Genomic DNA, 24,646 nt, shown 5'->3' with positions numbered 1-24,646 from the left:
TCTATCTTACCTGTTAAAGACAGCCTAAAACTTAAATGGACGACTATCTAATAATTACACTTACTCTTGTTTTATCCGCCTTTTTTTCCGGATGTGAAATGGCCTTCTTTAGTTCCAATAAACTACTGTTGGAGTTAAACAAAACAAAACATCCCTTGCAGGCTGGCATCATCGATCGCTTTGTGCGGAACCCAGGCTTATTTCTTTCTACCATCCTCATTGGAAACAACATAGCTTTGGTAGTTTATGGCTTATACATGGCCGATTTGATCGAACCATTTATCAGCCAGTATTTCGAATCGAGCATTTGGCTGCTGCTGATTCAAACCACGTTTTCAACACTGGTCATTCTTATAACAGCTGAGTTTTTGCCCAAAACACTATTCCGTATTCACCCAACATTTATACTGAACGTGTTTGCGCTGCCATTGATGTTTTTTTACCTGCTTTTTTACCCCATCAGCAGTTTAACAATGCTGGTTTCTGATTTTATCATTCAAAAAATACTGAAAGCTAAAACAGCACCGGAACAGGCCAATTGGATGCTTAGCAAAATTGATTTAGACAACCTGCTTACCGAGCATCACGAAAAAAGTGATAAAGACGAACAAGGGGTTAACGAAATCAAACTGCTGAAAAACGTACTGGATTTTTCCAAGCTTAAAATCCGCGAATGTATCATCCCCCGGACCGACCTTCAGGTGATTGAGGTAAGTGAGGAACTCGAGCCTTTGCGCAAACAGTTTATCGAAACAGGCTTTTCCAAAATACTGGTGTATAAAGACAGTATAGATAACATTATTGGCTATGTGCATGTATCTTCTCTATTTAAGCACCCAAAAAAAATCCGAAACATTGTCAGCCCAATTTCGATCATCCCCGAAACGATGACGGCGAATCAGGCGCTTGAACTCTTTACCAAAGAGCACAAAAGTATTGCGCTGGTAGTTGACGAGTTTGGGGGCACAGCTGGCATTGTGACCTTAGAAGATATTCTTGAAGAGATATTTGGCGAGATCAATGACGAACATGATGTCATGGAACATGTTGAAGAACGGGTAGGCGAAAATGAGTACCTTTTTTCAGCCCGACTGGAAATAGACTACCTCAATGAAAAATACCCATTCCACCTGCCCCATTCGGATGAATATGAAACCATAGCGGGTCTGATACTTTTTCATAATCAATCCATTCCGGAGATTAACGACGTTATAAGCATTGAGCAGTTTACCTTTGAAATATTAGAGGCCAGTAATGCCAAAATAGAATTGATTAAGTTGAGTTACAAAACAGATTAATCGTTAACAAAAACTTTATTGCGGCAAAGATGGTTGCAGCTTATCGTGTGTCCCATTTTTTTGTATATTCGTAACCTGATTTTGAAATCTACATAATTTTTTAAGTAATAACAGAATGGCAACATTAGAGAGAATTAGAAATAAATCTGGATTACTCATAATCGTGATTGCGATAGGGCTCCTAGCCTTTTTATTAGGTGATTTAATGAGTTCAGGAGATTCCATTTTTAGAAGACGTAACATGCAGATTGCTGAAATTAATGGAACATCTGTGTCTTATCCTGAATACCAAAGCTATGTGACTGAACTTGAAGATTATTACAAGCTCAATGCCCGGTCTTCGGCTTTGGATGAAAATACATCTTACCAAATTCGTGAGCAAGCCTGGAATCAAATGGTTCAGGATATCATAATGAACGAAAAATATGAAGATTTAGGAATAGAGGTAACAGCTGATGAGATTTTTGAGATGGCTACAGGTAAAAATGTGCACCCTCAGATTCGTCAGATGTTTACAAATCCACAGACAGGTGCATTTGACAGAGCTCAGGTAATCAACTTCCTACAGCAAAAAAACTTAGATCCAAATGCTAACTTTTATTGGTTGTTTCTCGAAAAACAAATCAAAAAAGAGCGCTTGTTTACCAAATACCGCGATCTAATCAAAAAAGGAATGTTTGTTACTACTGCTCAAGCACAGGCAGAAGCAGAGGCTAAAGCAAACAAAGTTGATTTCGATTTTGTGGTTAAACGTTACACATCGGTTCCTGATTCAGCAGTTAGCGTGTCGGAGAAAGAGGTTAAGGACTACTACAATGCGCATCAAAACAACTACAAGCAGGACGCTATGCGCGATGTTGTGTATGTTTCATTCGATGTAAAACCATCTGAAGAAGATCGTCAGATGGCAGCTGAATGGATTGAAAATTCAAAAGTTGAATTTGCTAATCCTGAAACGGACGCCATCCAGTACGTAAATATGAACTCAGAATCCAACTACATTGATCGTAACCTAAAGTTTGAGCAACTAAGCTCTACCCTTCAGGGTTTTGTAAAAGGGGCTTCGGTAAACGAGGTGTACGGTCCATACCTGGAAAACGACACTTATAAACTATCAAGAATTGTTGCTATCAAGCAAATTCCTGACTCAGTAAAAGCCCGCCATATTTTGGTAGGTGATGCTGCTTTAGCTGATAGCCTGTATGCTTTAGTTAAGGGAGGTGCAAATTTTGCTGATATCGCCCGTAAAAATTCGATGGATCAGGGGTCTGCTATCAATGGCGGTGACCTGGGTTGGTTTGCTGAAGGAATGATGGTGAAACCTTTTAATGATGCCTGTTTCGAAAATCCTAAAGGATCTATTGTAAAAGTTGAAAGCCAGTTTGGAACGCACATCATCCACATTCAGGATAAAGGTAAGCCAGTTACTAAATACAACATTGCTACTTTAGAGCGCAATATTACCTACAGCACAAAAACCAATCAGCAGGTATATGCTCAGGCAGCCAAGTTTGCTTCGCTAAACAATACTATTGAGAAGTTTGACGAAGTCATTACGGCCGATAACCTGGTTAAGCGTTATGGCAGAAGTATCAAAGCTAATGACAGAACTGTTAATAACCTGGAGCAATCACGCGAAATGGTTCGCTGGGCATTCGAATCTGACGTAAATGAAATGTCACCAATCTTCGAGTTTGGCGATTCATACGTTATTGCATTCCTAACTGGTGCGAAAGAAGAAGGCTACCAATCTGTTTCAGCGGTAAGAGCGTCTATTGAAAGAAAACTTCGCAACGATAAAAAAGCAGAGGTTATCATTAAAGAAATGAACAGCAAAAAGCAGGGCAATGACTTGAATGCCTTAGCATCTGCTATCAACAGCGAAGTAATGAGTGCCAGCCAAATTGATTTCGGTGCCTTCCAGGTGCCAGGTGCTGGTGTTGAGCCTGCATTAGTTGCCTTAGCTACCAACGCTAAAGTTGGTGAGGTGAGCACTCCTGTAGCTGGAAACAACGGGGTATATGCGGTTAAGGTAAATAACGTAACCAACAACACGGTGACTGTTGATGCTGAAAAAGCTCAGCTATCTCAGAGCACTGGTTTTAAAGTGGATTACCAAACAACTGAGGCAATCCGCAGTAAAGCTGAAATTACTGATGAAAGAAGTAAGTTCTTTTAATATCATAATGTTTACTTAAAAAAAGCGGAACAGTTTTGTTCCGCTTTTTTTATACCTCCTTGTGGCCAGCTGCTTTGGTGATAGCCCCATTTCTTTTTCGTAAAACACCGATGCTGAACTATAACCAGGCTTCCATTTCTGAAGTATCTTTACCAACCAACAACTTATTAGTAACCCCTAACTGACCGATGTATTGTTCCAATACTTTTCGAGTATAATTACCCCTTACCCGAAAAACCAAGTCTGAAGGAACGGAACCATACAATTGAAAGAAGTGATGTACAGCAATTGGTGAAGTCAATACGACACCATAAAAATCTTCCAGGTTATGCCGGACTGCTCGCTCTGGCAGAACACTTTTATAGAGTTTCAGCTGATAAGCGTGATTTCCAAGCCCCTCCATTGCTGCTGGCAATTTATCAAGGCCTTTTTCGGAACAGGGAAACAGGACCGACTCATTAGTAAGCTCCTCAGCCTCCAAAGCGTTGACCAGCCCTTGCCACGAATTATCGTTCGAAGCTGGTTTAACATTCAGGCCATATTCCTTCAGTGCCTCAGACGTCGAAACGCCTATTGAGGTTAACTCATTTCTGTGCAAAACCCGGGCATCTAAACCAAGTTTAAAAAGTGCTTGTATAAAATGATGCACTGCATAGGGCGATGCAAACACAATGCGGTCAAAGGCCTTCAGATTTTGAAGTACCCGCGTATGCTCTTCAACTAAAGGTAAGGGCTGTAATTCCATTAACGGATTATGCACAACCCTTCCTTCCTCCCTAAAATATTTTACATCCAAGCCGGTGTACAGCCACTTTTTTGCTGGAAGATAACCGCTTTGACCGGCCGATTGCCCAACAAGCAATAAGGCCGGCGCAGGCAATACTGTTTCGCTGGATAATAATTCCTCGAGCGTGTAGCGCCGAATTTCCTTATCTGATAATGACGCATTACGAACACAAACCACAGGCGTATTGCCCGGCCATCCTTCTTTGACCAATCGTCTTGCCCAGGGCTTCTGTTGAGAGGCGCCCATATAGAATACGAGTGTATCGGCCTTAGGCAACTGGTTGTACAGCGCATCATGTCCAAGTGTAAAAGCTACCGAGGTGCTGGTTCCACGCGATGTGAGCGGCACCACCGCATCAGCAGCAGCAGCCAAAGCTGACGTAATGCCAGGAACCATCTCTACATCTACCAGACGCTGCGTTAAGTAGTGATGCTCCTCACCCCCGCGTCCAAAAATTAAGGGATCACCACCCTTCAGGCGCAACACCTGCTTTCCCTCCAGTGCTGCCCTATACAGAAGTTCATTAATGGTTCCCTGGTGCGCACTGTGCTTCCCTTTTCGCTTACCCACATATACTTTCTCAGCTTTGTAGGCATTCAGGTAGGCATCATCCAGCAAATCATCATGAAAAATAATATCAGCCTCCTCAATTAAACGCTGCGCTTTCAGGGTCAGCAGCTCAGGGTTTCCGGGGCCAAAACCAGCGATAGCTACACTGCCGTAGCGCAAGCGTAAGTCGCCCTCCAGCTGTGAAAATAATTGTGCCTTCTCCTGATTCAAACCAAGTAACAAAAGCGGGTTGAGTTCATCGTCCTCATTAGCCAACACAGCCACAACAGGCACTTCTGCATGAATCGGATAATGCACCTTATTGGTTGGCACAACGATACAGTCAACACCCTTCATCAGCATGGCCATCAATTGTTCGGCATCCAATCGATTCTCATACCGATGGCTACTCACCATCAGCTCTGTCCCTTTGGGTAACACCTTGTTTAGCTGGTGATATACACTATTGAAAACGGGTGCTAAAACCTGTATCTGTATTTGCATCATGTTACTTTTTAAATGATTAAGACTTTTGATTGGCAGCGTGAAACTCCTGCCGAAAAATTTCCTTGGTTTTCGAGCTGCCAATCTGATTGCTCTGCGCCAAGTCACGAATCTGGTTGCGCCAATGAATGGCTGCAAACACATTCTCACCATTGGAGCTCACTGCTACAGTCATATTATCCTGTTTATAAATGGCTGGCGAAACAAAGTCACAATTCCCGGGCTTATCCACCACATTAACGATGGAACGTCTGGCTTTGCCATCCTCCCGAATCCGGCTGTTCAGAACACTGTCATTGGTAGCCGCATAGACCAGAAGATGGCCATCCAGGTCGCCCGGTTCATATTCTTTTTCTACAATCTCTATAAAGCTGCGCTGACGAATTTCGGGCACCACCTCTTTGGCGATGATCTTGATTCGATGAGTAAAGCGCTCCAGCGATTCAATTTTATGAATGGCCACTTTTCCCCCACCGATTATCAGGATGGTCTCGTCTTCGATATTGATACTAATGGGTAAAAAATTCATACATGCGTATTTTAAATCTGATAGTCTGGTTCGATCTTCTCCTGCCCTATTTTTATGCGGTTCCAGAGTCGTTCGTGCAGATAGTAAAGCAAGAGCTTGGTAAACACCTCCACCATGCTGATGGAGGCCGCCAGACCAAGGCGTCCTGTAACCAGCCACGAGACCAGAAAGGTATCGATGGTACCTGTCACCCGCCACGATATGGTTTTGATGATGCTTCTGTATCGTTTGTCTTTCATGGCCGCTTATTTGATGGATTGAACTTGCTGAGATGCTTCAATCACACCTGTTCGAACCAGAAAATCACCAAAGCGTTCCTTTGCTGCTCGCTCACCAGCATAACTTTCAAATAAAGGCTCCAGCAATTGCAGAATATCTGCTTCCGATACCATCTCCTTATACAAGGTATTCAGACGTTCCCCTGCAAAGCCAGCTCCCAAGTAAAGATTATACTTACCCATGGCACGCCCCACCAGGCCTATCTCACCAAGAAATGGACGTCCGCACCCATTGGGACAGCCCGTCATTCGTATGAGAATATCTTCATTTGACAAACCAAACTTTTCCAACAACAACTCCAGCTTAGTCACCAGGGAAGGCAGGTAGCGTTCTGCTTCGGCGAAGGCCATAGTACAAGTATTAAGAGCCACACAGGCAATGGCATGCTTTCGCAATCCGGATAGTTTTTGTGCATCACCTGCGGCATAACGCCCTAATATCTCCTGTATTTTCAGCTTATCACGTGTAATAACCTTACCCAGCACCAAACCCTGATTACCAGTCAGGCGGAAGTCACACACTCCAAGCTGCGCCACCTCTTTCAAAGCTTGCTTCAGTTGCAAAGCATCCGTGTCTTTAATACGTCCGTGCTCAATGTGCAGCCCTAAAAACCAGGTACCATCAGCCGCTTTCTTCCACCCAAACACGTCACCATTAGACTCAAACAAATAAGGTTTAGAATCCTCCAACTCAAATCCCAGTCGCGCTTGCAATAATTCAACAAAGACCTCTGAACCAATCCGGTCGAGCGTATATTTAAGACGGGCGAGCTTACGATTCTCCCGGTTCCCAAAATCGCGCTGCACTTTCACTATTTCCTCCACTACCTCAAGTGCTTTGTCTTTTGGCACAAAACCAATTACATCGGCCAGGCGAGGATAGGTTTCGGGCATGCCATAGGTTTTGCCCATTCCACCCCCAACTGCCACATTGTAGCCGAGTAACTGATTGTCTTTAACAATAGCAATCAATCCAATGTCATTGGCAAATACATCCGTATCGTTGTAAGGAGGCACAGCAATGGCAATTTTAAATTTTCGCGGCAGGTACGTTTTGCCATAGATAGGCTCCTCATCCTGCTGCCCGCCGGTAATCAGCTGCTTGTTCAACCATATTTCGTGGTAGGCCGTTGTTTTAGGCAACAAATGCTCACTAATGGCTTTTGCAAACCCGGCCAGCTCACCTACCACAGGCGACAATCCTTCATTGGAGGTACTCATCACATTGCGGTTGACATCACCACAGGCGGCTATGCTATCCAACAGCGCATCATTAATTCCCTGCATGGTTTGTCGCAGGTTCTTTTTCACAATTCCATGCAACTGAAAAGCCTGACGTGTTGTTAGTTTCAATGTACCATTGCCATATTTATCAGCCAGCTCATCCATTGCCAGCCATTGAGCTGCAGTTGAAATACCGGCCGGCACCCTGGCGCGAATCATAAAACTGTACAGCGGCTCTAACTTCTGATTCTTGCGCTCCTCATCCAAATCCCGATCGGTTTGCTGATAGCTCCCATGAAATTTAATCAGCTGCGTGTCATCAGGAGCAATGGCACCGGTAATGGCATCGTTGAGGCTTTGCTCAAGTGTACCGCGCAAATAATTACTATTGGTTTTTATGGTTTCCACCTCAGAAGGCTTCCAGGCCTGCGGCTGAGGCAGATTGTTTTGCTTCAATGTCATGTGCTTGTTTTTGGTTGGTTAGTAAACATCTTCCTGATAACGACCTTCTTTTTTCAGCTGCAGCAAGCGCTCTGCAGCCTGCTCAAAAGAGATATTCTCTTGCTCCTGCAGTATTTCAATAAAAGCCTGTTGTACATCTCTGGCCAAAGTCTTACGATCGCCACACACATAAATGGTTGCCCCATTCTGCAGCCATGCATATACTTCGTCAGCCTGTGCTTTTATTCGGTGCTGCACGTAAACCTTCTCCTCCTGATCGCGTGAAAATGCCACATCGACTTTTGACAACACCCCCTTCTGCCGATACTTCAACCACTCAGCCTGGTATAAGAAATCTGTTTCGAAATGCTGGTCACCAAAGAACAGCCAGTTTTTACCGGTCGCCTCAGCAGTGGCCCGCTCCTGCAAAAAAGCGCGGTAAGGCGCAATACCAGTCCCGGCACCTATCAGAATGATGTCCTTATCATCAGCAGGCAAACGAAAACCCTCATTAGATTTAATCTGCACCGCTACTTTAGCGCCTTCATCCAGTTGATCAATTAGAAAGGTTGAACACACACCCTGGTGAGGGCGTTCATTCTTCTCATAGCGCACGGCCCCTACTGTGAGATGCACCTCATCGCCCACTTCCGACTGTGAGGAAGCGATGGAATAAGCCCTGGGTGGCAAGGTTCGTAAGGCATCAGCCAACTCCTGCGGCTGAATAGATAAGCTAAAGTCGGACAAAACATCCAGTAAATCGCTACCATACAGGAAGCTGTCCAACTCATCGCGCTTATCCAATAAACGGTTCAAATCCGGCTCTTTTACAAAAGCTGATAATTTCTTTAACACAGGAATCGTAACGACTGTAATTTCCTTATGGTGCTTCAAGAGCTCGCTAATTGTATAGGATGTTCCTTTATGAACAACCGGTTCATCGCCGGTGTAATTGAGTTTGGTAAGGAGTTGCTGCACCAGTTCGCTACTATTTACCGCATACACTTCCAGTGCATCACCAGGTTGGTAGCTTAAGCCTGTTCCTTCAATATCCAGCTCAATGTGATAGGTTTCCTTATTGGAACCCCGTCCATTCAACAGCACCTTATCAATCAGCTCAGCCTCCACTAAACCGTCTGTAATATTACGTGCACCTACCGCTGAAGTAACTGTTTCAGAGGAAGAACTTTTTAAATTGCCGAAAAGTGCCAAAACAGTATCGGGCAAATTATCGAGTTGATCCTTAAAGTCAACATCCAGGAGTAAAGGTTCACTTAAGGCATTGGCACCATGTGCTTTTAAGCGATTATGAAAATCCAAACCAGTTTTACAAAAGAACTGATAACTGCTATCGCCCAATGCTACAACGGCATAGTTCAGCTGCGAGATATCGCCCACCCGCTTACCACCGAGAAACTTATGCAAATCGGCTGCTTCAACCGGCGGCTCTCCTTCCCCATGGGTGGAAACAATAAAAACTACATTCTCTTCTTTTTGCAGGTGCTTTGGACGAAAATCACCCATACTACTTACGTCCAGTTGCAGCTTGGTGTTTTTGGCCTGCTCTACCAGCTGCCTGGCAACTAGTTTGCCATTACCTGAATGTGAACCTACCAACACCTTAAGGCTTGCTGTTGATGTTTGATTACCCTTTATTCCTGTTCCATTTGTAACCTCCTGCTGGTATGCAAGTGCAGTATTTGACTGTCCGTTCAATCCAATGCCAGACAGGTATCCACCTAACCAAAGCAACTGTTCCTTAGAGAGTTTATTCACCAGGTGATTAGCTTCACCGAGTAATGTGTCCGATAAAATACCGGTTGTTATATGCTGTGACATCCTAAATCGTATTTATCTTGTAATACAACCAATTGCAGCAAAAAGCCGCCTATAAAAACACTATCTAATTATGAATCAACCGAAAGATTATTCCGGCCTTAAGAATGATATTATGCCCGGCCGGGCATTCGGTATGATGAGCTGCAATATTTACATCTATGCTGTGGCATCGCTCTGAAAATTTGGGGTGTTAGATGCTAGTCCGTACGGTGGTAAAATACCACCATACGGTTTACATCCATTTAATATTTCAAGTTATTCTGAAGTTTTTTTAGTCGATGTTGAAGCTGCTCAGGTAGCGCTCTCCGGTATCTGGCAATACCACCACGATGCGCTTACCGGCATTTTCAGGACGTTGTGCCACGGAAATGGCAGCAAACAGCGCAGCTCCAGAGGAATAACCACAAAGGATACCTTCTTTCTTGGCGGCTTTGTGAGCTGTTTCAATGGCATCTTCATTGCTTACCTTCACCACCTCATCAAACACATCGGTGTTTAACACATTTGGCACAAAACCGGCACCAATGCCCTGAATTTTATGTGGACCAGGCTGACCGCCTGACAAGATTGGTGAAGCTTCCGGCTCTACAGCCACAATTTTCACATTGGGATTACGCTCCTTAAGAATCTCACCCACGCCTGTTATGGTTCCTCCGGTACCAATACCCGCTACAAAAATATCTACTTTACCATCCGTGTCTTCCCAAATTTCTTCGGCTGTTGTGCATCTGTGAATAGCCGGATTGGCAGGATTATTAAACTGCTGAGGAATGAAAGCTTTAGGCAGTTCCGCAGCTATTTCATCAGCCCTCTCAATGGCCCCCTTCATGCCTTTTTCGGCTGGAGTCAGCACTAACTCGGCACCGAACTTAATCAGTAGCTTGCGACGCTCAATGCTCATGCTTTCAGGCATGGTTAAAATCAAGCGATAGCCTTTAACCGCTGCCACAAAAGCTAAACCAACTCCTGTATTCCCGCTGGTGGGCTCCACAATCACGGTATCTTGATCCAGTAAGCCTTTTTGCTCAGCATCCGCAATCATGGCATAAGCGATACGATCTTTTACAGAACTGGCTGGATTAAAAAACTCCAATTTAGCTACAACTTCGGCGCCTGCACCATTGGCCAACCTGTTCACTTTTACTAAGGGTGTTTTTCCTATTAATTCGGTAATACTCTGCGCTATTTTACTCATGGTTTCTACGGTTTAATATTGTTATATATAATACATTATTCTTTCATTTTCTTCGGCATAGTAGTTCTTCAGTTTCTCCAAAGTAACTTTTCGAAGCAAGCGCCCATAATCGTTTCGTACGCTTAACAGAAATCGCCCAACTGCTTTTTCAGTATTATGCTCCCCCTCTGTTGAGATTTCTTTTTCCAGCTTTTCATCCAGAGCCAATACAATCTGGTAAAGTGTTATCTCTTTTAAAGGGCGTGACAAACTGTAGCCGCCTCCGGCACCTCGCCGCACATCCACAATTCCCTCCTTACGCAAGGTCACAGCAATAGCCTCCAAAAATTTTACCGATAACTGTTCCCGTTCAGCAATTTCGGCTACTCCAAGGTGAGTTCCCTCTGCTAAACCCGACAAGGTTAATAAAAAGCGTAAGCCATAATGTACTTTCTTTGGAAACATATCCTACTATTTTACTTTTTTCTGTTAGCAAATATCAATCAGATTATTAGCAAGTCCAAAAAATAAAATACTTTTTTATCCTATTTGTTTTGTAGGGTATGATATTAGCGTTTGATAATGTGAGAGTTACACAAATAAAAAAAACAGTATGAGTTTCCTGTATTCCTACCTAAATAATAGGTATTGAGAGAGGTATGAAGAATCAGTTTTAGAACGCTTCCCTAATGGTGAAGTATACGCCATTATCGCCTCTATTGGTCACTCCAAAGTCCATTCTAAAGTTCAGGCCCTCCTTGGGCAATACTCTAAAACGCAGGCCTGCGCCACCAACAAGGTGCAAATCGGCGAATGGACGCTGCAGGAACTCAGGAGAAACTTTACCAACCCCACTAAAAAGCACGCCACCAAGACGCCACCAAATATGCTGTCGCCATTCGGCCTGTGCAAACCAGGAGTGTTGATCCAAATAGCGATAAGGGTGGGCAATTCCACGCAGCATGCGTTTTCCACCAATAGATGAAAGTTTATAGAAAGGCACATCACCAAAGGTTGAATTCATAACCGCCTGCAACGCCAGAATGGATTTATCACTATTGAATGAACAAAATTTTCGAACATCCAGATTAGCAGCCACAAACCGGTAATCACTGCCGGTAAAATCATTATAAGCAGTGCCCGAAAAAATTATAAACCAGCCTTTTGTGGGATACAATTGATCATCACGATTATCAAGGGCCATTCCCGGTCCGATACCGTTGGCCCATCCTCCTTCGTAACCAAGAACAGAGGGATTCAAAAGCTCGCCCTTATAATTAGAGTAGCGGTCATAGTTTACATCCAGGCGAAGGCCTAAAAACAGGCTTTCGCTAATCCCCTTCAGAATATCCGTATTAAAGGCAAAGCGGTTAATATCGTATGTTGAGTAAGGTGGCTCCTTGGTATAGTTACCTATACCATAAAATTCATCCGGTAAGAAAAGGTACTGAAACTTAGAAATAAACATCCATCGGCTTGAAGTAAAAATCATTGCATCCAACTCCAAATCGTACATGCCCTTTGTAGACACCTTAATAGAGGGCGCTATTGTTGACGGTCGGTAATAGGGACTGGCTGCGGACTGTTTCGGTCGGATGCGCCATACCGGCATCAGTCCCAGTTCAAAACCGGTTCGCGGTGAATAACCTGCCATCGGGTAGAACGAAAAAGTATTGCGTCCCCGCTCAATCGTCACCATATCGATTACCTCCTCAACCAATACAGCCGCCTGTTCAACCAATGTTTGACTGGACGAATCACTTTTTACCTCCTCTTGGGCCCTAATGCCTCCGCTAAATACAAGCAGCATTACAACTGCTAATGGTCCGAATTTACACATCCTGTAAAATTACAAAGCCTGGGTAAAATCTCCTATCAAATCCTCGATATCTTCTATCCCAACCGACAAACGCATCATGGTTGGCCGCACATCCATCTCACGCTTTTCTTGCTCCGAAAACTCAGCGTAAATAGTTGATTCGGGATGGATAATGAGCGTTTTATTGTCATTTAAATTAGTTGCTCGCCGCATTACCTTCAGACGATTATACAACTGATAACAGGCCTCTTTGGACTCCAGATCGAAAGTCATGACAGCACCGGGCTTACCCGAAAACTGCAGTTGCGCCAACTCATATCCTTTAGTGCCTTCCACACCCGGATAATTGCAGGCCACTATGCGTTTGTGGGCCTCAAAAAAGGCTGCCAGCTGCAGGCAATTTTCCACACAGCGATCCACACGTAAGGGCATAATGTCGAGGCCCATATTCATAAAATGAGCCGTATGAGCAGTCATAGCACCTCCCAGATGCCTGAATACTTCTTTACGAATGCGCGCCACCAGAGCTCCTTGCCCAAATTGATTGGCCCATGTTTTCAAGGCTGGTAAACTCGCATAATCGAAAGTACCATTATCAATTACCACCCCACCAAAAGCAGCGGCTCCACCAGAAATAAATTTCGTGGTGGACATTACCTCCACATCCACTCCAAACTCATTTGAGCGAAAAACATAAGGTGGCGTAATGGTGCTGTCACAAACCACAGCAACCCCATTAGCTTTGGCTAGCGAACTTAATTGTGACAAGTCAACAATTTCGAGCTGGGGATTCGTAATGGTCTCAAAGAAGTATACCCGTGTTTGTTCATCTGTTGCTTTTTGAACCGCCTCCATATTGGTCATTTCAACAAAACGCACTTCAATCCCTAAAGCGGGCAGCGTTTGCTTCAACAAGGCATAGGAATGACCAAACAGCTGATTGGAAGCAACTACATTACCTCCTCTTTCCACCAAGCTTATGAGCACATTCGATATGGCGGCCATACCCGATGACAAGGCGATGACCGAACGTGCATCAGTCACAGCCTGCATCTTACGCTCAAAATACTCAACGGTTGGATTGGAAGTACGAGAATAGGCATGTGCAAATTTTTTACCTGCAAATGTGTCTGCAATCTCTTCAGCACTCTCAAATTCATAAGCCACGCCATCGTACACCGGCATATGCAATGCATTGTAAGCATCCGGCTTGGGAAAACTAGTATGCAATGAACGGGTTATAAACCCCTTTTTGTTATCACTCATTTTATGGTTTGTTTGCTTTTAGGCTTGTAAAAATAGTTAAAATCCTATCAAGCCGAACTATCGCAAACTCTTAACCTCAGCCGGAGTAATTGCCTCTCCTGAATTGCCAAAGCCCGAACGTAAGTAATTCAATATATCCGCGATATCTTCATCCGACAGGTTTTTATAACTCGCCATCACCCCGTTATATGTCACTCCATTCACTTCTATCTCACCACTCATACCGTGCAACACAATATTAATTAAGGGTTCCTTATCCCCTGAAACCACTTTATTTTTGGCCAAAGGCGGATACATACCAGGTATTCCACCCGCATTTTTCTGGTGACACGATAAACAGTGTCTTTTATACTGAATCTCTCCCGGATGTGTGTCTGTTTTTAACTGTTCGGATTTAGAAACCTGCACGCCACTCTCTTTTTTTCCGTTTGACGAATTACAGGCCATAAGAAACACGGCAAAAGCCAAAATGATTACCTTCTGCATAAGCTATTCGATTATTTTAGGTTGATTTTTAATTAGTTCTGCCCAACGGCCTCGAGAATAATTTCCTCACTTTCATTACCGGCTATATCCATGGCCCGCTTAATAACACCGCCCATCAGGCCACCCATTTTAACACTGTTCAAGCGCGATATATATACCTGACCGTCACTTTTTTCATAGACAGATATGCGGCAAGGCATCAGCGAAGAGGCAATACGCTCGTCATCTTTGGTGAGTATCATTTGCGCCACATCTGGCTTGCACACTTCCATCACCTTCACTTTCTTAACATCATAGTTAAACTTGGCCATTGTAGCCTGCAGATCATGAACATAAGGCGTTTTCCATCCTTTCTCATCAACCGCCTGCTGCAAACGTTCAAGCGTTTCTTCAAAACTAAACTGACTTTTGCTCTCAACGAGCATCATCTTAGGCGCCATATTTTTTATCACAAAAAGCGTTACAATTGCACCAACGACCAATCCTACAAGTAAATAAACCATTTGTTTCATAATATTTCGAATCGTTTTAATTTGTGTTAGTAACAATTCTTACAAGGGCAATGTTTACCCTTTTGACAAACAAAATATATCAGCTAAACGTTATTTTTCATACTTTTGAAGATCTGACTCCAACAACCAAAAAACAACGTAATGATTATTTACCTGAGGATATTATCGAATGAGGTCGATAATTTCGTGAAAGAAATAGCAATAGACGATACGCTAAGCTTTGCGGATCTGCACGCTTGCATACAGGATACACTTAACTACGATGCCTCACAGATGGCTTCATTTTTCACCACCGATAGTGGGTGGAACAAGGAATCTGAAATTACTTTACTGGACATGTCAGAAGGACATTCATCCGAAATAAAAGTAATGCACAACACCCTGATTTCCGATTTTCTATTTGAAGAAGGACAACGCCTGCTTTATGTGTTTGATTTTTTCTCCGAAAGAGCATTTTTTATCGAGGTAATAGAAATAAAAAAGGGCAGTCTGGATAAGCCTAACTGCTACCGCAATGAGGGCGAAACACCTCAGCAAATTATGATAGGTGATTTCACAGAAGAGACCACAAAGCCAGATCTAGACCAATTTGATGATGAGTTTGACGGCACGCTCGACTCCATGAAATTTAACGATTTAGACCATTTCGATGACGATTTAAACCTGGATGACCTGGCTGACCAATACTAGCACACAATGACTAATACACTGATAGTACTAATTGGCCCCACCGGCATTGGCAAAACTGAATTATGCCTGCAACTGGCCGAGCATTTACAGACTGAAATCATTTCGTCAGACAGCCGACAGCTTTTTAAAGAATTGAAAATAGGAACTGCTGCTCCCACTGAGGAGCAGCTTAAGCGCGTGAAACACCATATGGTTGGCACTCATTCGGTTCATGACTATTACAACGCCTACCAGTTTGAACAGGATGTATTAAAGCTCCTCGAAAAACTTTTTGAAACACACCAACAAGTAATGATGACAGGCGGTTCAATGATGTATGTGGATGCCGTGTGCAAAGGCATTGACGAACTGCCAACCATTGACCCGGAATTACGACAGGAGGTGATGGACCTATACAATAATGATGGACTGGAAGCGGTACGTGGTCAATTGAAAATGCTCGATCCGGAATTCTATAATCAGGTTGACTTAAAGAACCATAAACGCGTGATGCATGCACTTGAAGTGTGCCTCATGACGGGACAACCCTATAGCTCTTTGCGAACCAACTCGAGCCGGAAGCGCCCGTTCAACATTCTGAAAGTAGGTTTAGACATGGAGCGGGAGCAGCTTTACGAACGCATTAATGCGCGTGTAGATCAAATGGTGGAAGACGGACTCTTTGAGGAAGCCAAAGCCTTTTACCACCTGAAAGAAAGCAATTCGCTCAACACAGTTGGTTACAAAGAAATATTTGCCCACTGGGATGGCGAATACGATGCCGATAAGGCCATTGAGTTGATTAAGCGCAACTCACGCCGCTATGCCAAGCGTCAACTGTCGTGGTTCAGGCGCGACAAAGAAATAAACTGGTTTCACCCCAGCCAAACGGAAGAAATTATTAAATTTGTTGATAAACAAATCGAATCAGTTTAACCCACCGGGCCACAAGCAAATCCTTGCTCGCGGTTTACAAACTTTATGGCCCGGTGTTTTTCTTCACTATGACAACCTCTCCAAGCTTTAATATTCGCGTGTATGGCTTATTAGTCAATGATCGGAACGAAATTCTGGTGACCGACGAGTACCGCATGGGCATGTACATGACCAAGTTCCCTGGCGGCGGCCTGGAATATGGAGAAGGAACACTTGAGTGTTTAAAACGCGAGTTTAGAGAAGAATTAAATGTGGAAGTGCATATAAAAGAGCACTTTTACACCACCGACTACTTTCAGGAAGCACGCTTCTTTAATAAGATGCAGCTATTAAGCATTTACTACACCGTTGAATTAGCAAATAAAGCGGTAATACCTACCACCAGAACCCCAAATAACATTCCGCAAGAAGAGGGCGCTCAGGCTTTCAGATGGCTTGCAATTAATCAATTATCGCCCAGCCAATTCACCTTCCCCATTGACCAAAAGGTTGTTGAACGGCTGAAGGCTACTTTCTAGCCTCCACTACCAGGTGAAAAGTTGTTGCTGTCCATTCGGAGCGGTCAAAACCACCCCAACATTGTACCTCCGAAAAGTACTTATTGAGAATGGCTTCCAGCGGCTGACGCGCAAGCGCCAATAAAGGAACGGTATTTTCAACAATAGAACCAGGTGTTTTTAACACAGTTGAGAAATCAATTTTACCATCAGTGCGATGTGTATAATTACGCACGAAGGCATAATCATCTGTTTGTATGGTTGGTAAACTTACCACCCGCTCACCGACTACACGGTCGTAATTTACAAGTTGCAGCAAGAGCTTCCCACCAGCTTTTAGTCGATGGGCCGATTGCTGCACCATGGCCTCCACTTCTTCGAGTGCGTTCAGGTGCACCAATGTGTTGCCAAAACACAACACCGCCTCAAAGCCCATCGGTTGGAAATAATCGCCCACAGCTCTCATATCGCCTTGCTGAAACTGAAGATCGAGTGCCTGGGGCCTTTTCTCTTCGGCTTTGGCCACCATCTCTTCATCGTAATCAAAAGCTCTGACTTTGGCACCCTGCCGGGCCAGCGCAATGGCCAATGAACCGGTGCCACATCCAATATCCAATACAGTTTTCCCTGCCAAAGCACCTCCCAGTGCCTCCTGAACAAAACTCACCTGCTTTTTATTCAAAGGAAAAATTGCATCATAGGCCTCAACTATCTCACTATAAAATGCCATTAGTTAATTGTTTCTTCAATATGATATTGATTACGCTCACTACCATTGCGCGACACCAATTCGCCCAAAAAGCCCGCCAAAAACAGCTGGGTACCAATCACCATACTGGCCAACGCAATGTAAAAATAAGGACTATCGGTAACCAGGCGTGCCGGAATATTATGATACACATACCACAGTTTACTTATACCCAACCAAAGTGCGGACAAAAACCCAACAATAAACATGAGTGTTCCAAAGGCACCAAACAGATGCATGGGTCGCTTGCCAAACTTGGAAATAAATGTTACCGATAACAGGTCGAGAAACCCTTTGATGGTGCGTTCAATGCCAAACTTCGATACGCCGTACTTCCGCTCCTGGTGTTGCACCACTTTTTCGCCAATACGGTTAAATCCGGCTTGCTTGGCAATTAAAGGAATATAGCGGTGCATCTCGCCATACACCTCTATGTTTTTCACCACCTCTTTTCTGTAGGCCTTTAACCCACAATTAAAATCGTGCAATTTAATGCCCGACACCATGCGGACGGTGCGGTTAAACAGTTTACTAGGCAGTGTTTTACCCAACGGATCGTAGCGTTTCCTTTTCCAGCCACTTACAATATCAAAGCCATCCTCCTTAACCATACGCACCAACTCGGGCAACTCTTCCGGGCTGTCCTGCAAATCGGCATCCATGGTAATCACCACGTCGCCTTGTGCAGCATCAAACCCACAAAACAAGCCAGCCGACTTACCATAGTTTCGCCGGAAGCGAATCCCACGCACATGCTGTGATTCCTTACGTAAGGTGTGTATCTTTTCCCACGAGGCATCATTGCTGCCATCATCAACAAAAATAACCTCGTAAGACCAATTCAGCGGGTCAATTACCCGCTGAATCCATGCATATAATTCGTTGATTGACTCTTCCTCGTTATATAAGGGGATGACAATTGATAAATCCATATTAAGCTTCTTCTACCCCTTCTGTGGTATTAAACACCGAAGGCTCCTTTTTAAATATTGCTGCTAAGATAAGAGAAATAACAAACCCCATAATAGTGGTATAAAGAATAGATTTCAATGGCGAAATCAATTTAGCATTATCCACCTCTTTTTGCATTTCCTTCTCCATTTCACCAAGCTGCTCGTCAATAGCACTCTGAGGAACACCGCTTGATTCCATAAAATTGTATGTTTTTTCTATAACAGCCTCTTGAGTTTTTTGCACATAGTCGGGATCAATGAAATTATTGAAAGCGATAGAATATATCGCAACAATAACGGCAGCCACAAATGTTACATAAGTTCCATACAGCATGCCTTGCTTTAGTTTCATATAGCCTCCCAGTTCCTTTCGGTAATTTCTGATGATAATGATTAAGCCAATAATTACAGGTAAAAACCCGAATACGATTCCAATTCCGGCAAATCCCATCAAGGAAATCTTCTCCAGGTCAACCACGAGATACATCAGAACATTCATAACAACCAGGACGGCCCCGAATATTACTCCGTTATTGATCCAACTTTTAGATGGAGTCTTGTTTTCATTTTCCATAATTTAGATTTTAAGTTATCGACATCTAAAATACAAATATCCTTTTAAACCCGGCGAATCGGCCAAGATTTAATTTGGCCATCAACTATCAATAAAAAAAATGAAAAATTTTGTTTTTCATTTTCACCACTTTAGCTATTTCAGCAAAAAAAAGTAGTGCTGAATATTTGCAAGGATGAAAAATTGCCCTACTTTTGCATCCGCAATCAAGAAACAAACACGGGTAAGTCCCATACGACTAGCTCCTGTTGAACTCCCCCAGGGCCTGGCGGCAGCAAGGGTAGACGGTTGTAGCAGTGCGATATGGGTAGCTTACCCACCCGCCTGTGTAGCTCAGCTGGCTAGAGCAGCTGATTTGTAATCAGCAGGTCGGGGGTTCGAGTCCCTCCACAGGCTCTCAACAACAAACGAGTTGTGAGAAAAGATTAAAAATATTGAAAGTGATTGATGGGGAGATACCAAAGTGGCCAACTGGGGCGGACTGTAACTCCGCTGACTTATGTCTTCGTAGGTTCGAATCCTGCTCTCCCCACCATTTGCCTGTGTAGCTCAGCTGGCTAGAGCAGCTGATTTGTAATCAGCAGGTCGGGGGTTCGAGTCCCTCCACAGGCTCAATATTTTAATTATTGCGGAAGTAGCTCAGTTGATAGAGCATCAGCCTTCCAAGCTGAGGGTCGCGGGTTTGAGCCCCGTCTTCCGCTCAAAGCCATTCTTTTGAATGGCTTTTTTATTGAATTTATCAGTTGGGGAGATACCAAAGTGGCCAACTGGGGCGGACTGTAACTCCGCTGACTTATGTCTTCGTAGGTTCGAATCCTGCTCTCCCCACAAAAAAAGGTTCTGTTAGCAATAGCAGAACCTTTTTTTGTATCTGAATATTTGGATTTAATTTGCTATTTTTAAGCAAACTAAGGAGGTACCATGTTAGTTAAACTCTATCCGGAAAACCCGAATGAAAAGGAAATACGAAAAATCGTTGAGGTTCTTCGTAATGGTGGCATCGTCATCTACCCCACCGATACCATCTATGGCATTGGCTGCGATATTAACAATGCCAAAGCCGTTGAAAAGGTAGCACGCATCAAAGATATCAACCTGAAAAAGGCAAACCTGTCTTTTATCTGCTACGATCTCAGCCATATTTCTGATTTTACCAAGCCCTTGAACAACCATGTGTTTAAACTCATGAAACGGCACTTACCGGGGCCTTACACGTTTATTTTACCTGCCAACAGCAATGTGCCCAAACTCTTCAAGAATAATAAAAAAACCATTGGTATCCGGGTGCCCGATAACAACATTATCCGGGAATTAGTGAAAGAGCTGGGCAATCCGATTCTTTCCACTTCCGTTAGAGACGAAGATGATATTATTGAATACACCACCGATCCGGAACTGATTTATGAAAAATTTGCCGATTTGGTGGATGTGGTGATTGATGGCGGCTTTGGCAACAACGAACCATCTACTATAATCGATTGTACCGGCGATGAACTGGAGGTTGTGAGGTATGGGAAAGGGGAAATTGAACTCTAACTGCGCCTGACGATTTCTTCCCTAAAACTTTTCCAAAGTTGAGAACTTTGGAAAATTTCTTCCCTTTAATAAATAACGCCTTCCCTGCGTAAATCTGCGCTATCTGCGGGAAACAAGAAACAGCCTGCGGGTTATACACGAATATTCGAGCCATGCAGCGTTCTGAGAACGTTTCGTAGTATAACACGACCTCACCTATCGGCAAATAATACCACCGTCCACTGGTGATTCACTAATTATTTTCTATTTGACACCACTTTTCTATACTTATGAACAATTTAAACACAAGAACAACCAATTACCATTTGCTTATAACTAATTAATATACTTTTTGGCGCAACTACTTTTTAGTTATAAAATGATTGACTACAAATTCAGACTAATATGGACTGATTGACGCTATTTACATTGTAGTATAAATAATATAACTTGCTATTTAAACAATTTAAAGTACGGTTAACGCAAGTTGCTTCAACCAATAACCAACTAAACCTCATTGACCATGCTGCGATACAATTTTACCCGCATTTTTAAAGCCAAAGCCATCGACCGTCCATTTACTTTTCTTCGTAAAGCCGGATTTTCAGAAAGCTTTGCCAGTAAAGTGAAGAACAACCGTGTTAACCGCTTAAATCTGGATTTACTGGAACGCTTATGCGTACGCATAGGCTGCACACCCAACGATTTTATGGAATGGACGCCAAGTAACCTGTCAATACCGGCCAATCACCCCTTAAACGAACTGCGTCGGACAGAAAAGGTGTTTGACCTAACCAGGGAGCTCAACTCATTGCCTCTTTCAACATTGGAAGAAGTAGAACAACTCATTAAAAGTCGCCAGGAGTAAAACCAATTACTCCTTCCAGAAATACGGTGAAAACAGCAAGATAACAGTAAACAGCTCCAAACGGCCAATCAGCATCAGAAAGGACAGAAACCATTTTCCGAAAGCCGGCACTTCGTAAAAGTTAAATGCAGGTCCAACATCGCCCAATCCCGGCCCGATGTTACCAATGGATGTTGCCACTGCACCAAGAGCCGTGTCCAGGTCATAGCCCATAATACTCATGATGATCATCGAAATGCCAACAGTCATCATGTAAATAACAATAAAGGCCAGCACATTGGTAATGATGCCCTGATTAACAGCCCTGTTGTTGTACCTGACAGGAATCACAGCATTGGGGTGCACCAAGCGCTTCAGCTCGAAAAAGCTGTTTTTCATGAGCAGTACGATACGCACAATTTTAATACCTCCGCCTGTTGAACCCGCCGAGCCGCCCGTAAACATGAGTAAAAAAATCACGATACTCAAGAAAGGCACCCACAACAGATAGTCGGCCGTAGCATAACCGGTTGTGGTAATAATTGACACCACCTGGAATAAACCATCACGCCAGGCTTTTTCAATGAATATATTCTCTTCGGTGAAGTATAAAACAGCAGCAACCAAGGCACTTACCCCAATAATAATACCGGTGTAAGCCTGAAACTCTTCATCCTTAATGACCTTTTTTACCTTCCCCCGCAGCACACTGTATGACAATGTAAAGTTGGCGCCGGCAACAAACATAAACAGTATAATAGTGTATTGAATAAAGGGCGATGAGAAATAGGCCACACTGGCCTGTTTTGTGGAGTAACCTCCGGTAGCCATGGTGGTAAATGAGTGACAGATTGCATCAAACGGCGTCATGCCACCAAACACCAGCAGAATAGCTTCGGCAATTGTAAACAGCACGTAAATACCATACAGGCGCTTAGCTGTCTCTGTAATTCTCGGGTGCAATTTGTCGGGAGCCGGCCCAGGTACTTCGGCGAGAAACATCTGCATCCCACCTACCCCTAATACGGGCAGAATGGCGAGAGAAAGCACGATGATTCCCATACCACCCAACCACTGAATCAGACTTCGCCAAAACAATAAGCCATGCGGCAATGCCTCAATATCATTTAAAATGCTACTCCCGGTAGTTGTAAACCCCGATATGGTTTCAAAAAAGGCGTCGGTGTAGGAAGGGATGGCTCCGCTCAGGTAAAAAGGCAGCAGACCAAAAAAGGAAAATACCACCCACACTAAAGCAACAATCAGGTAGCCTTCGCGCTTACCAATGTCCTTGGGTGCTTTTCGCAACATAAAACTGGTTATCCCCCCCAAAACAATACAGATGGCTGCGGCAATTAAATGGTAAGGTAAATCGTATTCGCCATATAAAAGCGACACACCTGCTGATAACAGCATAAAAACCCCCTCGACTACCAAAAGCAGTCCCAGTACAAGAATTATAAATCGTTTATTAAGCATTATTCCACCAGCAGAGATTAAGAAGCAAAGATGTTATTTTTTCTAATATAAAGCACTTTTATACTAATTATTCTTCCAAAAATGCGGTGAGAATAAAATTAATACAGTAAACAACTCAAGCCGGCCAAGCAGCATGAGGAAAGACAATATCCACTTACCAGCCTGAGGCACTGCGAAAAAATTATCTACCGGACCAACCGTACCGATGCCCGGGCCAATTCCTCCCATTGTAGTGGCCGCTGCGCCCATTGCCGAATCCATATCCATCCCAAAAAAGGTGAGGGCAAAGGTGCCAATGGAGAATATGGTCATATAAAGGATCACAAAGGCCAGCACTTTATACACGGTATCTGATGATACAGGTTTATCTTCAATTTTAAGAGGAATAACCGCATTGGGATGCACCATTCGTTTAAACTCCAGCAAAGTATTCCTAAACAATATGGAATGTCGCATAATTTTGATGCCGCCCGAAGTACTGCCGGCACAGGCGCCGCTAAAGAGCAACAAAAACATCAGGTAGGTTAAATAGGGATGCCAGGCGGTATAATCATCCGTTGCAAAGCCGGTGCTTGTCAGTAAGCTCACCACCTGAAACAAGGCCTTGCGGAACGATTCTTCACCGTTATGGTGATCGAGGAAAACCAGGGTAATGGTAACAATGGCTGTAACAATCGCTATCACTTTTAAATACATCCTGAACTCCCGGTTCTCAGTCACCTTTTTAAATTTTCCCTTCCACGCAAAATAAAACAAGGTAAAATTGGTGCCGGCAAAAAGCATAAACACAATAATCACATACTGAATATAGGGCGAATAACCGGCTATACTGTCATTCTTTGTAGAAAAACCGCCTGAAGCAATGGTGGCAAAGCTATGGCATAACGCATCAAAAAGAGGCATACCGCCCAGCATCAAAAATCCTGTTTCGAGCAAAATGAGCACCACATAAATTCCCCAAAGCAGTTTGGCCGTGTGCTTGACGCGCGGATGCAACTTATCGTTGGTGATACCGGCTGCTTCGGCATTATAAAGTGACATACCGCCAAAACCAAAATAGGGCAATATGGCTACGGCCAATACAATAATCCCCATTCCTCCTATCAGGTGTGTAATGCTCCGCCATAGCAATATGCCGTGCGGAAGTGCTTCAATGTCGCTCACAACAGAGGCGCCTGTGGTGGTAAAGCCCGAAATAGTTTCGAAAAAGGCGTTTGTAAACCCGGGAATAGTGCCACTAAGTATATAAGGTAAACTGCCAAACAAAGACATAACCACCCAAACTAAGGTAACAATCACAAAGCCCTCCCGACGTCCTACCTCATCAGGCGTGGAACGCCAAAGCCAACTGGCTACGCCACCAAAACTCATGCTGGCCAAAGCGGCCATCAGGTGCGCCTGCATGTCGTCTTCACCATAAAAAAACGCCACCGCAGCACATACCAGCATAAAAACACTCAGTGCAAGCAGAATATGCCCCAGCACCTTACCTATAAAACGATAGTTTAACATCCCTCCCAATTAAAACGGATGCAAAGTTCAT

At 43.7% G+C, this 24,646-nt stretch carries 23 protein-coding genes and 5 tRNA genes; 12 read left to right on the top strand and 16 right to left on the bottom strand.

Translation table 11 applies throughout. The features are described from left to right. Positions 1-35 precede the first annotated feature (35 nt). Positions 36-1,298: a hemolysin family protein gene (locus ACSX1H_RS03910; RefSeq protein WP_439182353.1), complete on the top strand. Its 1,263-nt coding sequence runs from the start codon at positions 36-38 to the stop codon at positions 1,296-1,298. 115 nt (positions 1,299-1,413) lie between these two features. Further along, the gene (locus ACSX1H_RS03905; RefSeq protein ID WP_439182352.1) at positions 1,414-3,477 is read left to right on the top strand and encodes a peptidylprolyl isomerase; all 2,064 of its coding nucleotides are present in this window, start codon (positions 1,414-1,416) and stop codon (positions 3,475-3,477) included. Between the two features lie 118 nt (positions 3,478-3,595). On the opposite strand, the gene cobA is transcribed toward ACSX1H_RS03905, so the two are convergent. The 11 genes from cobA to ACSX1H_RS03850 all read right to left on the bottom strand — a co-directional run bounded on the left by cobA (position 3,596) and on the right by ACSX1H_RS03850 (position 14,885). Then, positions 3,596-5,320, bottom strand: coding sequence for a uroporphyrinogen-III C-methyltransferase (gene cobA / locus ACSX1H_RS03900; RefSeq protein WP_439182351.1), 1,725 nt, complete (start codon positions 5,318-5,320; stop codon positions 3,596-3,598). Positions 5,321-5,336: 16 nt separating this feature from the next. After that, positions 5,337-5,846, bottom strand: coding sequence for a precorrin-2 dehydrogenase/sirohydrochlorin ferrochelatase family protein (locus tag ACSX1H_RS03895; RefSeq protein ID WP_439182350.1), 510 nt, complete (start codon positions 5,844-5,846; stop codon positions 5,337-5,339). Positions 5,847-5,857: 11 nt separating this feature from the next. Then, positions 5,858-6,085 (bottom strand): DUF2061 domain-containing protein, encoded by a 228-nt coding sequence (locus tag ACSX1H_RS03890; protein WP_439182349.1) that lies wholly within the window; start codon positions 6,083-6,085, stop codon positions 5,858-5,860. Between the two features lie 6 nt (positions 6,086-6,091). Further along, positions 6,092-7,810 carry an NADPH-dependent assimilatory sulfite reductase hemoprotein subunit gene (locus ACSX1H_RS03885; protein ID WP_439182348.1) on the bottom strand — a complete coding sequence of 573 codons (1,719 nt, stop codon included), beginning with the start codon at positions 7,808-7,810 and terminating at the stop codon, positions 6,092-6,094. 18 nt (positions 7,811-7,828) lie between these two features. After that, positions 7,829-9,628 (bottom strand): diflavin oxidoreductase, encoded by a 1,800-nt coding sequence (locus ACSX1H_RS03880; RefSeq protein WP_439182347.1) that lies wholly within the window; start codon positions 9,626-9,628, stop codon positions 7,829-7,831. A gap of 271 nt (positions 9,629-9,899) precedes the next feature. Continuing rightward, entirely contained in the window at positions 9,900-10,823 is a 924-nt protein-coding gene (gene cysK / locus ACSX1H_RS03875; RefSeq protein WP_439182346.1) for a cysteine synthase A, read from the bottom strand. A 21-nt stretch (positions 10,824-10,844) separates the two neighbouring features. After that, a complete protein-coding gene (locus ACSX1H_RS03870) occupies positions 10,845-11,267 on the bottom strand; it encodes an RrF2 family transcriptional regulator (protein ID WP_439182345.1) in 423 nt (140 codons plus the stop codon). 208 nt (positions 11,268-11,475) lie between these two features. Further along, on the bottom strand, positions 11,476-12,642 hold the full coding sequence (locus tag ACSX1H_RS03865) for a BamA/TamA family outer membrane protein (RefSeq protein ID WP_439182343.1): 1,167 nt from the start codon (positions 12,640-12,642) through the stop codon (positions 11,476-11,478). Positions 12,643-12,651: 9 nt separating this feature from the next. After that, positions 12,652-13,887, bottom strand: a complete 1,236-nt coding sequence (locus ACSX1H_RS03860) for an aminotransferase class V-fold PLP-dependent enzyme (protein ID WP_439182342.1) — start codon at positions 13,885-13,887, stop codon at positions 12,652-12,654. 57 nt (positions 13,888-13,944) lie between these two features. Further along, entirely contained in the window at positions 13,945-14,373 is a 429-nt protein-coding gene (locus ACSX1H_RS03855) for a c-type cytochrome (RefSeq protein ID WP_439182341.1), read from the bottom strand. Between the two features lie 32 nt (positions 14,374-14,405). Then, positions 14,406-14,885 (bottom strand): DUF302 domain-containing protein, encoded by a 480-nt coding sequence (locus tag ACSX1H_RS03850; RefSeq protein WP_439182340.1) that lies wholly within the window; start codon positions 14,883-14,885, stop codon positions 14,406-14,408. Between the two features lie 141 nt (positions 14,886-15,026). On the opposite strand from ACSX1H_RS03850, the gene ACSX1H_RS03845 reads away from it, so the two are divergent. From ACSX1H_RS03845 to ACSX1H_RS03835, 3 genes are all read left to right on the top strand, one after another. Next, a complete protein-coding gene (locus ACSX1H_RS03845; protein WP_439182338.1) occupies positions 15,027-15,575 on the top strand; it encodes an IS1096 element passenger TnpR family protein in 549 nt (182 codons plus the stop codon). Between the two features lie 6 nt (positions 15,576-15,581). Continuing rightward, positions 15,582-16,490, top strand: coding sequence for a tRNA (adenosine(37)-N6)-dimethylallyltransferase MiaA (gene miaA, locus ACSX1H_RS03840; RefSeq protein ID WP_439182337.1), 909 nt, complete (start codon positions 15,582-15,584; stop codon positions 16,488-16,490). Between the two features lie 68 nt (positions 16,491-16,558). Next, a complete protein-coding gene (locus ACSX1H_RS03835) occupies positions 16,559-17,008 on the top strand; it encodes an NUDIX hydrolase (RefSeq protein ID WP_439182336.1) in 450 nt (149 codons plus the stop codon). Here the strand turns inward: ACSX1H_RS03835 and ACSX1H_RS03830 are convergent. Genes ACSX1H_RS03830 through ACSX1H_RS03820 form a run of 3 tightly spaced genes read right to left on the bottom strand, consistent with a single transcriptional unit; the run spans position 16,998 to position 19,262 of the window. Beyond that, on the bottom strand, positions 16,998-17,717 hold the full coding sequence (locus tag ACSX1H_RS03830) for a class I SAM-dependent methyltransferase (RefSeq protein WP_439182334.1): 720 nt from the start codon (positions 17,715-17,717) through the stop codon (positions 16,998-17,000). The genes ACSX1H_RS03835 and ACSX1H_RS03830 overlap by 11 nt on opposite strands. After that, positions 17,717-18,667 (bottom strand): glycosyltransferase family 2 protein, encoded by a 951-nt coding sequence (locus ACSX1H_RS03825; protein ID WP_439182332.1) that lies wholly within the window; start codon positions 18,665-18,667, stop codon positions 17,717-17,719. Before ACSX1H_RS03825 ends, ACSX1H_RS03830 begins: the two co-directional genes overlap by 1 nt. A 1-nt stretch (position 18,668) precedes the next feature. Continuing rightward, positions 18,669-19,262: a DUF4199 domain-containing protein gene (locus tag ACSX1H_RS03820; RefSeq protein WP_439182331.1), complete on the bottom strand. Its 594-nt coding sequence runs from the start codon at positions 19,260-19,262 to the stop codon at positions 18,669-18,671. 322 nt (positions 19,263-19,584) lie between these two features. Between ACSX1H_RS03820 and ACSX1H_RS03815 the strand changes: the two genes are divergently transcribed. The 7 genes from ACSX1H_RS03815 to ACSX1H_RS03785 all read left to right on the top strand — a co-directional run bounded on the left by ACSX1H_RS03815 (position 19,585) and on the right by ACSX1H_RS03785 (position 21,645). Continuing rightward, positions 19,585-19,658: transfer RNA gene (locus ACSX1H_RS03815), tRNA-Thr, on the top strand. Positions 19,659-19,711: 53 nt separating this feature from the next. Further along, a tRNA-Tyr gene (locus ACSX1H_RS03810) sits at positions 19,712-19,797 on the top strand. A gap of 3 nt (positions 19,798-19,800) precedes the next feature. Next, positions 19,801-19,874, top strand: a tRNA-Thr gene (locus ACSX1H_RS03805). Between the two features lie 16 nt (positions 19,875-19,890). After that, positions 19,891-19,963, top strand: a tRNA-Gly gene (locus tag ACSX1H_RS03800). A 44-nt stretch (positions 19,964-20,007) separates the two neighbouring features. Next, a tRNA-Tyr gene (locus tag ACSX1H_RS03795) sits at positions 20,008-20,090 on the top strand. Between the two features lie 93 nt (positions 20,091-20,183). After that, the gene (locus tag ACSX1H_RS03790) at positions 20,184-20,798 is read left to right on the top strand and encodes an L-threonylcarbamoyladenylate synthase (RefSeq protein WP_439182330.1); all 615 of its coding nucleotides are present in this window, start codon (positions 20,184-20,186) and stop codon (positions 20,796-20,798) included. Between the two features lie 502 nt (positions 20,799-21,300). Next, a complete protein-coding gene (locus tag ACSX1H_RS03785; protein ID WP_439182329.1) occupies positions 21,301-21,645 on the top strand; it encodes a helix-turn-helix domain-containing protein in 345 nt (114 codons plus the stop codon). Between the two features lie 6 nt (positions 21,646-21,651). Here ACSX1H_RS03785 and ACSX1H_RS03780 read toward each other — a convergent pair whose 3' ends face one another. Together ACSX1H_RS03780 and ACSX1H_RS03775 are read right to left on the bottom strand one after the other, a co-directional pair. Further along, a complete protein-coding gene (locus ACSX1H_RS03780; RefSeq protein ID WP_439182328.1) occupies positions 21,652-23,103 on the bottom strand; it encodes a TrkH family potassium uptake protein in 1,452 nt (483 codons plus the stop codon). A 63-nt stretch (positions 23,104-23,166) separates the two neighbouring features. Further along, the gene (locus ACSX1H_RS03775; protein ID WP_439182327.1) at positions 23,167-24,615 is read right to left on the bottom strand and encodes a TrkH family potassium uptake protein; all 1,449 of its coding nucleotides are present in this window, start codon (positions 24,613-24,615) and stop codon (positions 23,167-23,169) included. Between the last annotated feature and the right edge of the window lie 31 nt (positions 24,616-24,646).

The sequence above is a fragment of the Carboxylicivirga taeanensis genome, assembly GCF_051851475.1.
Classification (GTDB): Bacteria; Bacteroidota; Bacteroidia; order Bacteroidales; family Marinilabiliaceae; genus Carboxylicivirga; species Carboxylicivirga taeanensis.
The sequence above is the reverse complement of the archived record's forward strand: the minus strand, read 5'-3'. Positions and strand labels throughout refer to the sequence as shown.

What these genes read in the sequence shown, in the direction of transcription:
- ACSX1H_RS03780 (WP_439182328.1), bottom strand. Translation starts at nt 23,103, where the DNA reads ATGCTTAATAAACGATTTATAATTCTTGTACTGGGACTGCTTTTGGTA.
- ACSX1H_RS03790 (WP_439182330.1), top strand. Translation starts at nt 20,184, where the DNA reads ATGTTAGTTAAACTCTATCCGGAAAACCCGAATGAAAAGGAAATACGA.
- ACSX1H_RS03870 (WP_439182345.1), bottom strand. Translation starts at nt 11,267, where the DNA reads ATGTTTCCAAAGAAAGTACATTATGGCTTACGCTTTTTATTAACCTTG.
- ACSX1H_RS03905 (WP_439182352.1), top strand. Translation starts at nt 1,414, where the DNA reads ATGGCAACATTAGAGAGAATTAGAAATAAATCTGGATTACTCATAATC.
- ACSX1H_RS03785 (WP_439182329.1), top strand. Translation starts at nt 21,301, where the DNA reads ATGCTGCGATACAATTTTACCCGCATTTTTAAAGCCAAAGCCATCGAC.
- cysK (WP_439182346.1), bottom strand. Translation starts at nt 10,823, where the DNA reads ATGAGTAAAATAGCGCAGAGTATTACCGAATTAATAGGAAAAACACCC.
- ACSX1H_RS03895 (WP_439182350.1), bottom strand. Translation starts at nt 5,846, where the DNA reads ATGAATTTTTTACCCATTAGTATCAATATCGAAGACGAGACCATCCTG.
- cobA (WP_439182351.1), bottom strand. Translation starts at nt 5,320, where the DNA reads ATGATGCAAATACAGATACAGGTTTTAGCACCCGTTTTCAATAGTGTA.
- ACSX1H_RS03880 (WP_439182347.1), bottom strand. Translation starts at nt 9,628, where the DNA reads ATGTCACAGCATATAACAACCGGTATTTTATCGGACACATTACTCGGT.
- ACSX1H_RS03865 (WP_439182343.1), bottom strand. Translation starts at nt 12,642, where the DNA reads ATGTGTAAATTCGGACCATTAGCAGTTGTAATGCTGCTTGTATTTAGC.
- ACSX1H_RS03820 (WP_439182331.1), bottom strand. Translation starts at nt 19,262, where the DNA reads ATGGAAAATGAAAACAAGACTCCATCTAAAAGTTGGATCAATAACGGA.
- ACSX1H_RS03835 (WP_439182336.1), top strand. Translation starts at nt 16,559, where the DNA reads ATGACAACCTCTCCAAGCTTTAATATTCGCGTGTATGGCTTATTAGTC.
- ACSX1H_RS03860 (WP_439182342.1), bottom strand. Translation starts at nt 13,887, where the DNA reads ATGAGTGATAACAAAAAGGGGTTTATAACCCGTTCATTGCATACTAGT.
- ACSX1H_RS03775 (WP_439182327.1), bottom strand. Translation starts at nt 24,615, where the DNA reads ATGTTAAACTATCGTTTTATAGGTAAGGTGCTGGGGCATATTCTGCTT.
- ACSX1H_RS03890 (WP_439182349.1), bottom strand. Translation starts at nt 6,085, where the DNA reads ATGAAAGACAAACGATACAGAAGCATCATCAAAACCATATCGTGGCGG.
- ACSX1H_RS03910 (WP_439182353.1), top strand. Translation starts at nt 36, where the DNA reads ATGGACGACTATCTAATAATTACACTTACTCTTGTTTTATCCGCCTTT.
- ACSX1H_RS03850 (WP_439182340.1), bottom strand. Translation starts at nt 14,885, where the DNA reads ATGAAACAAATGGTTTATTTACTTGTAGGATTGGTCGTTGGTGCAATT.
- ACSX1H_RS03855 (WP_439182341.1), bottom strand. Translation starts at nt 14,373, where the DNA reads ATGCAGAAGGTAATCATTTTGGCTTTTGCCGTGTTTCTTATGGCCTGT.
- miaA (WP_439182337.1), top strand. Translation starts at nt 15,582, where the DNA reads ATGACTAATACACTGATAGTACTAATTGGCCCCACCGGCATTGGCAAA.
- ACSX1H_RS03845 (WP_439182338.1), top strand. Translation starts at nt 15,027, where the DNA reads ATGATTATTTACCTGAGGATATTATCGAATGAGGTCGATAATTTCGTG.
- ACSX1H_RS03830 (WP_439182334.1), bottom strand. Translation starts at nt 17,717, where the DNA reads ATGGCATTTTATAGTGAGATAGTTGAGGCCTATGATGCAATTTTTCCT.
- ACSX1H_RS03885 (WP_439182348.1), bottom strand. Translation starts at nt 7,810, where the DNA reads ATGACATTGAAGCAAAACAATCTGCCTCAGCCGCAGGCCTGGAAGCCT.
- ACSX1H_RS03825 (WP_439182332.1), bottom strand. Translation starts at nt 18,667, where the DNA reads ATGGATTTATCAATTGTCATCCCCTTATATAACGAGGAAGAGTCAATC.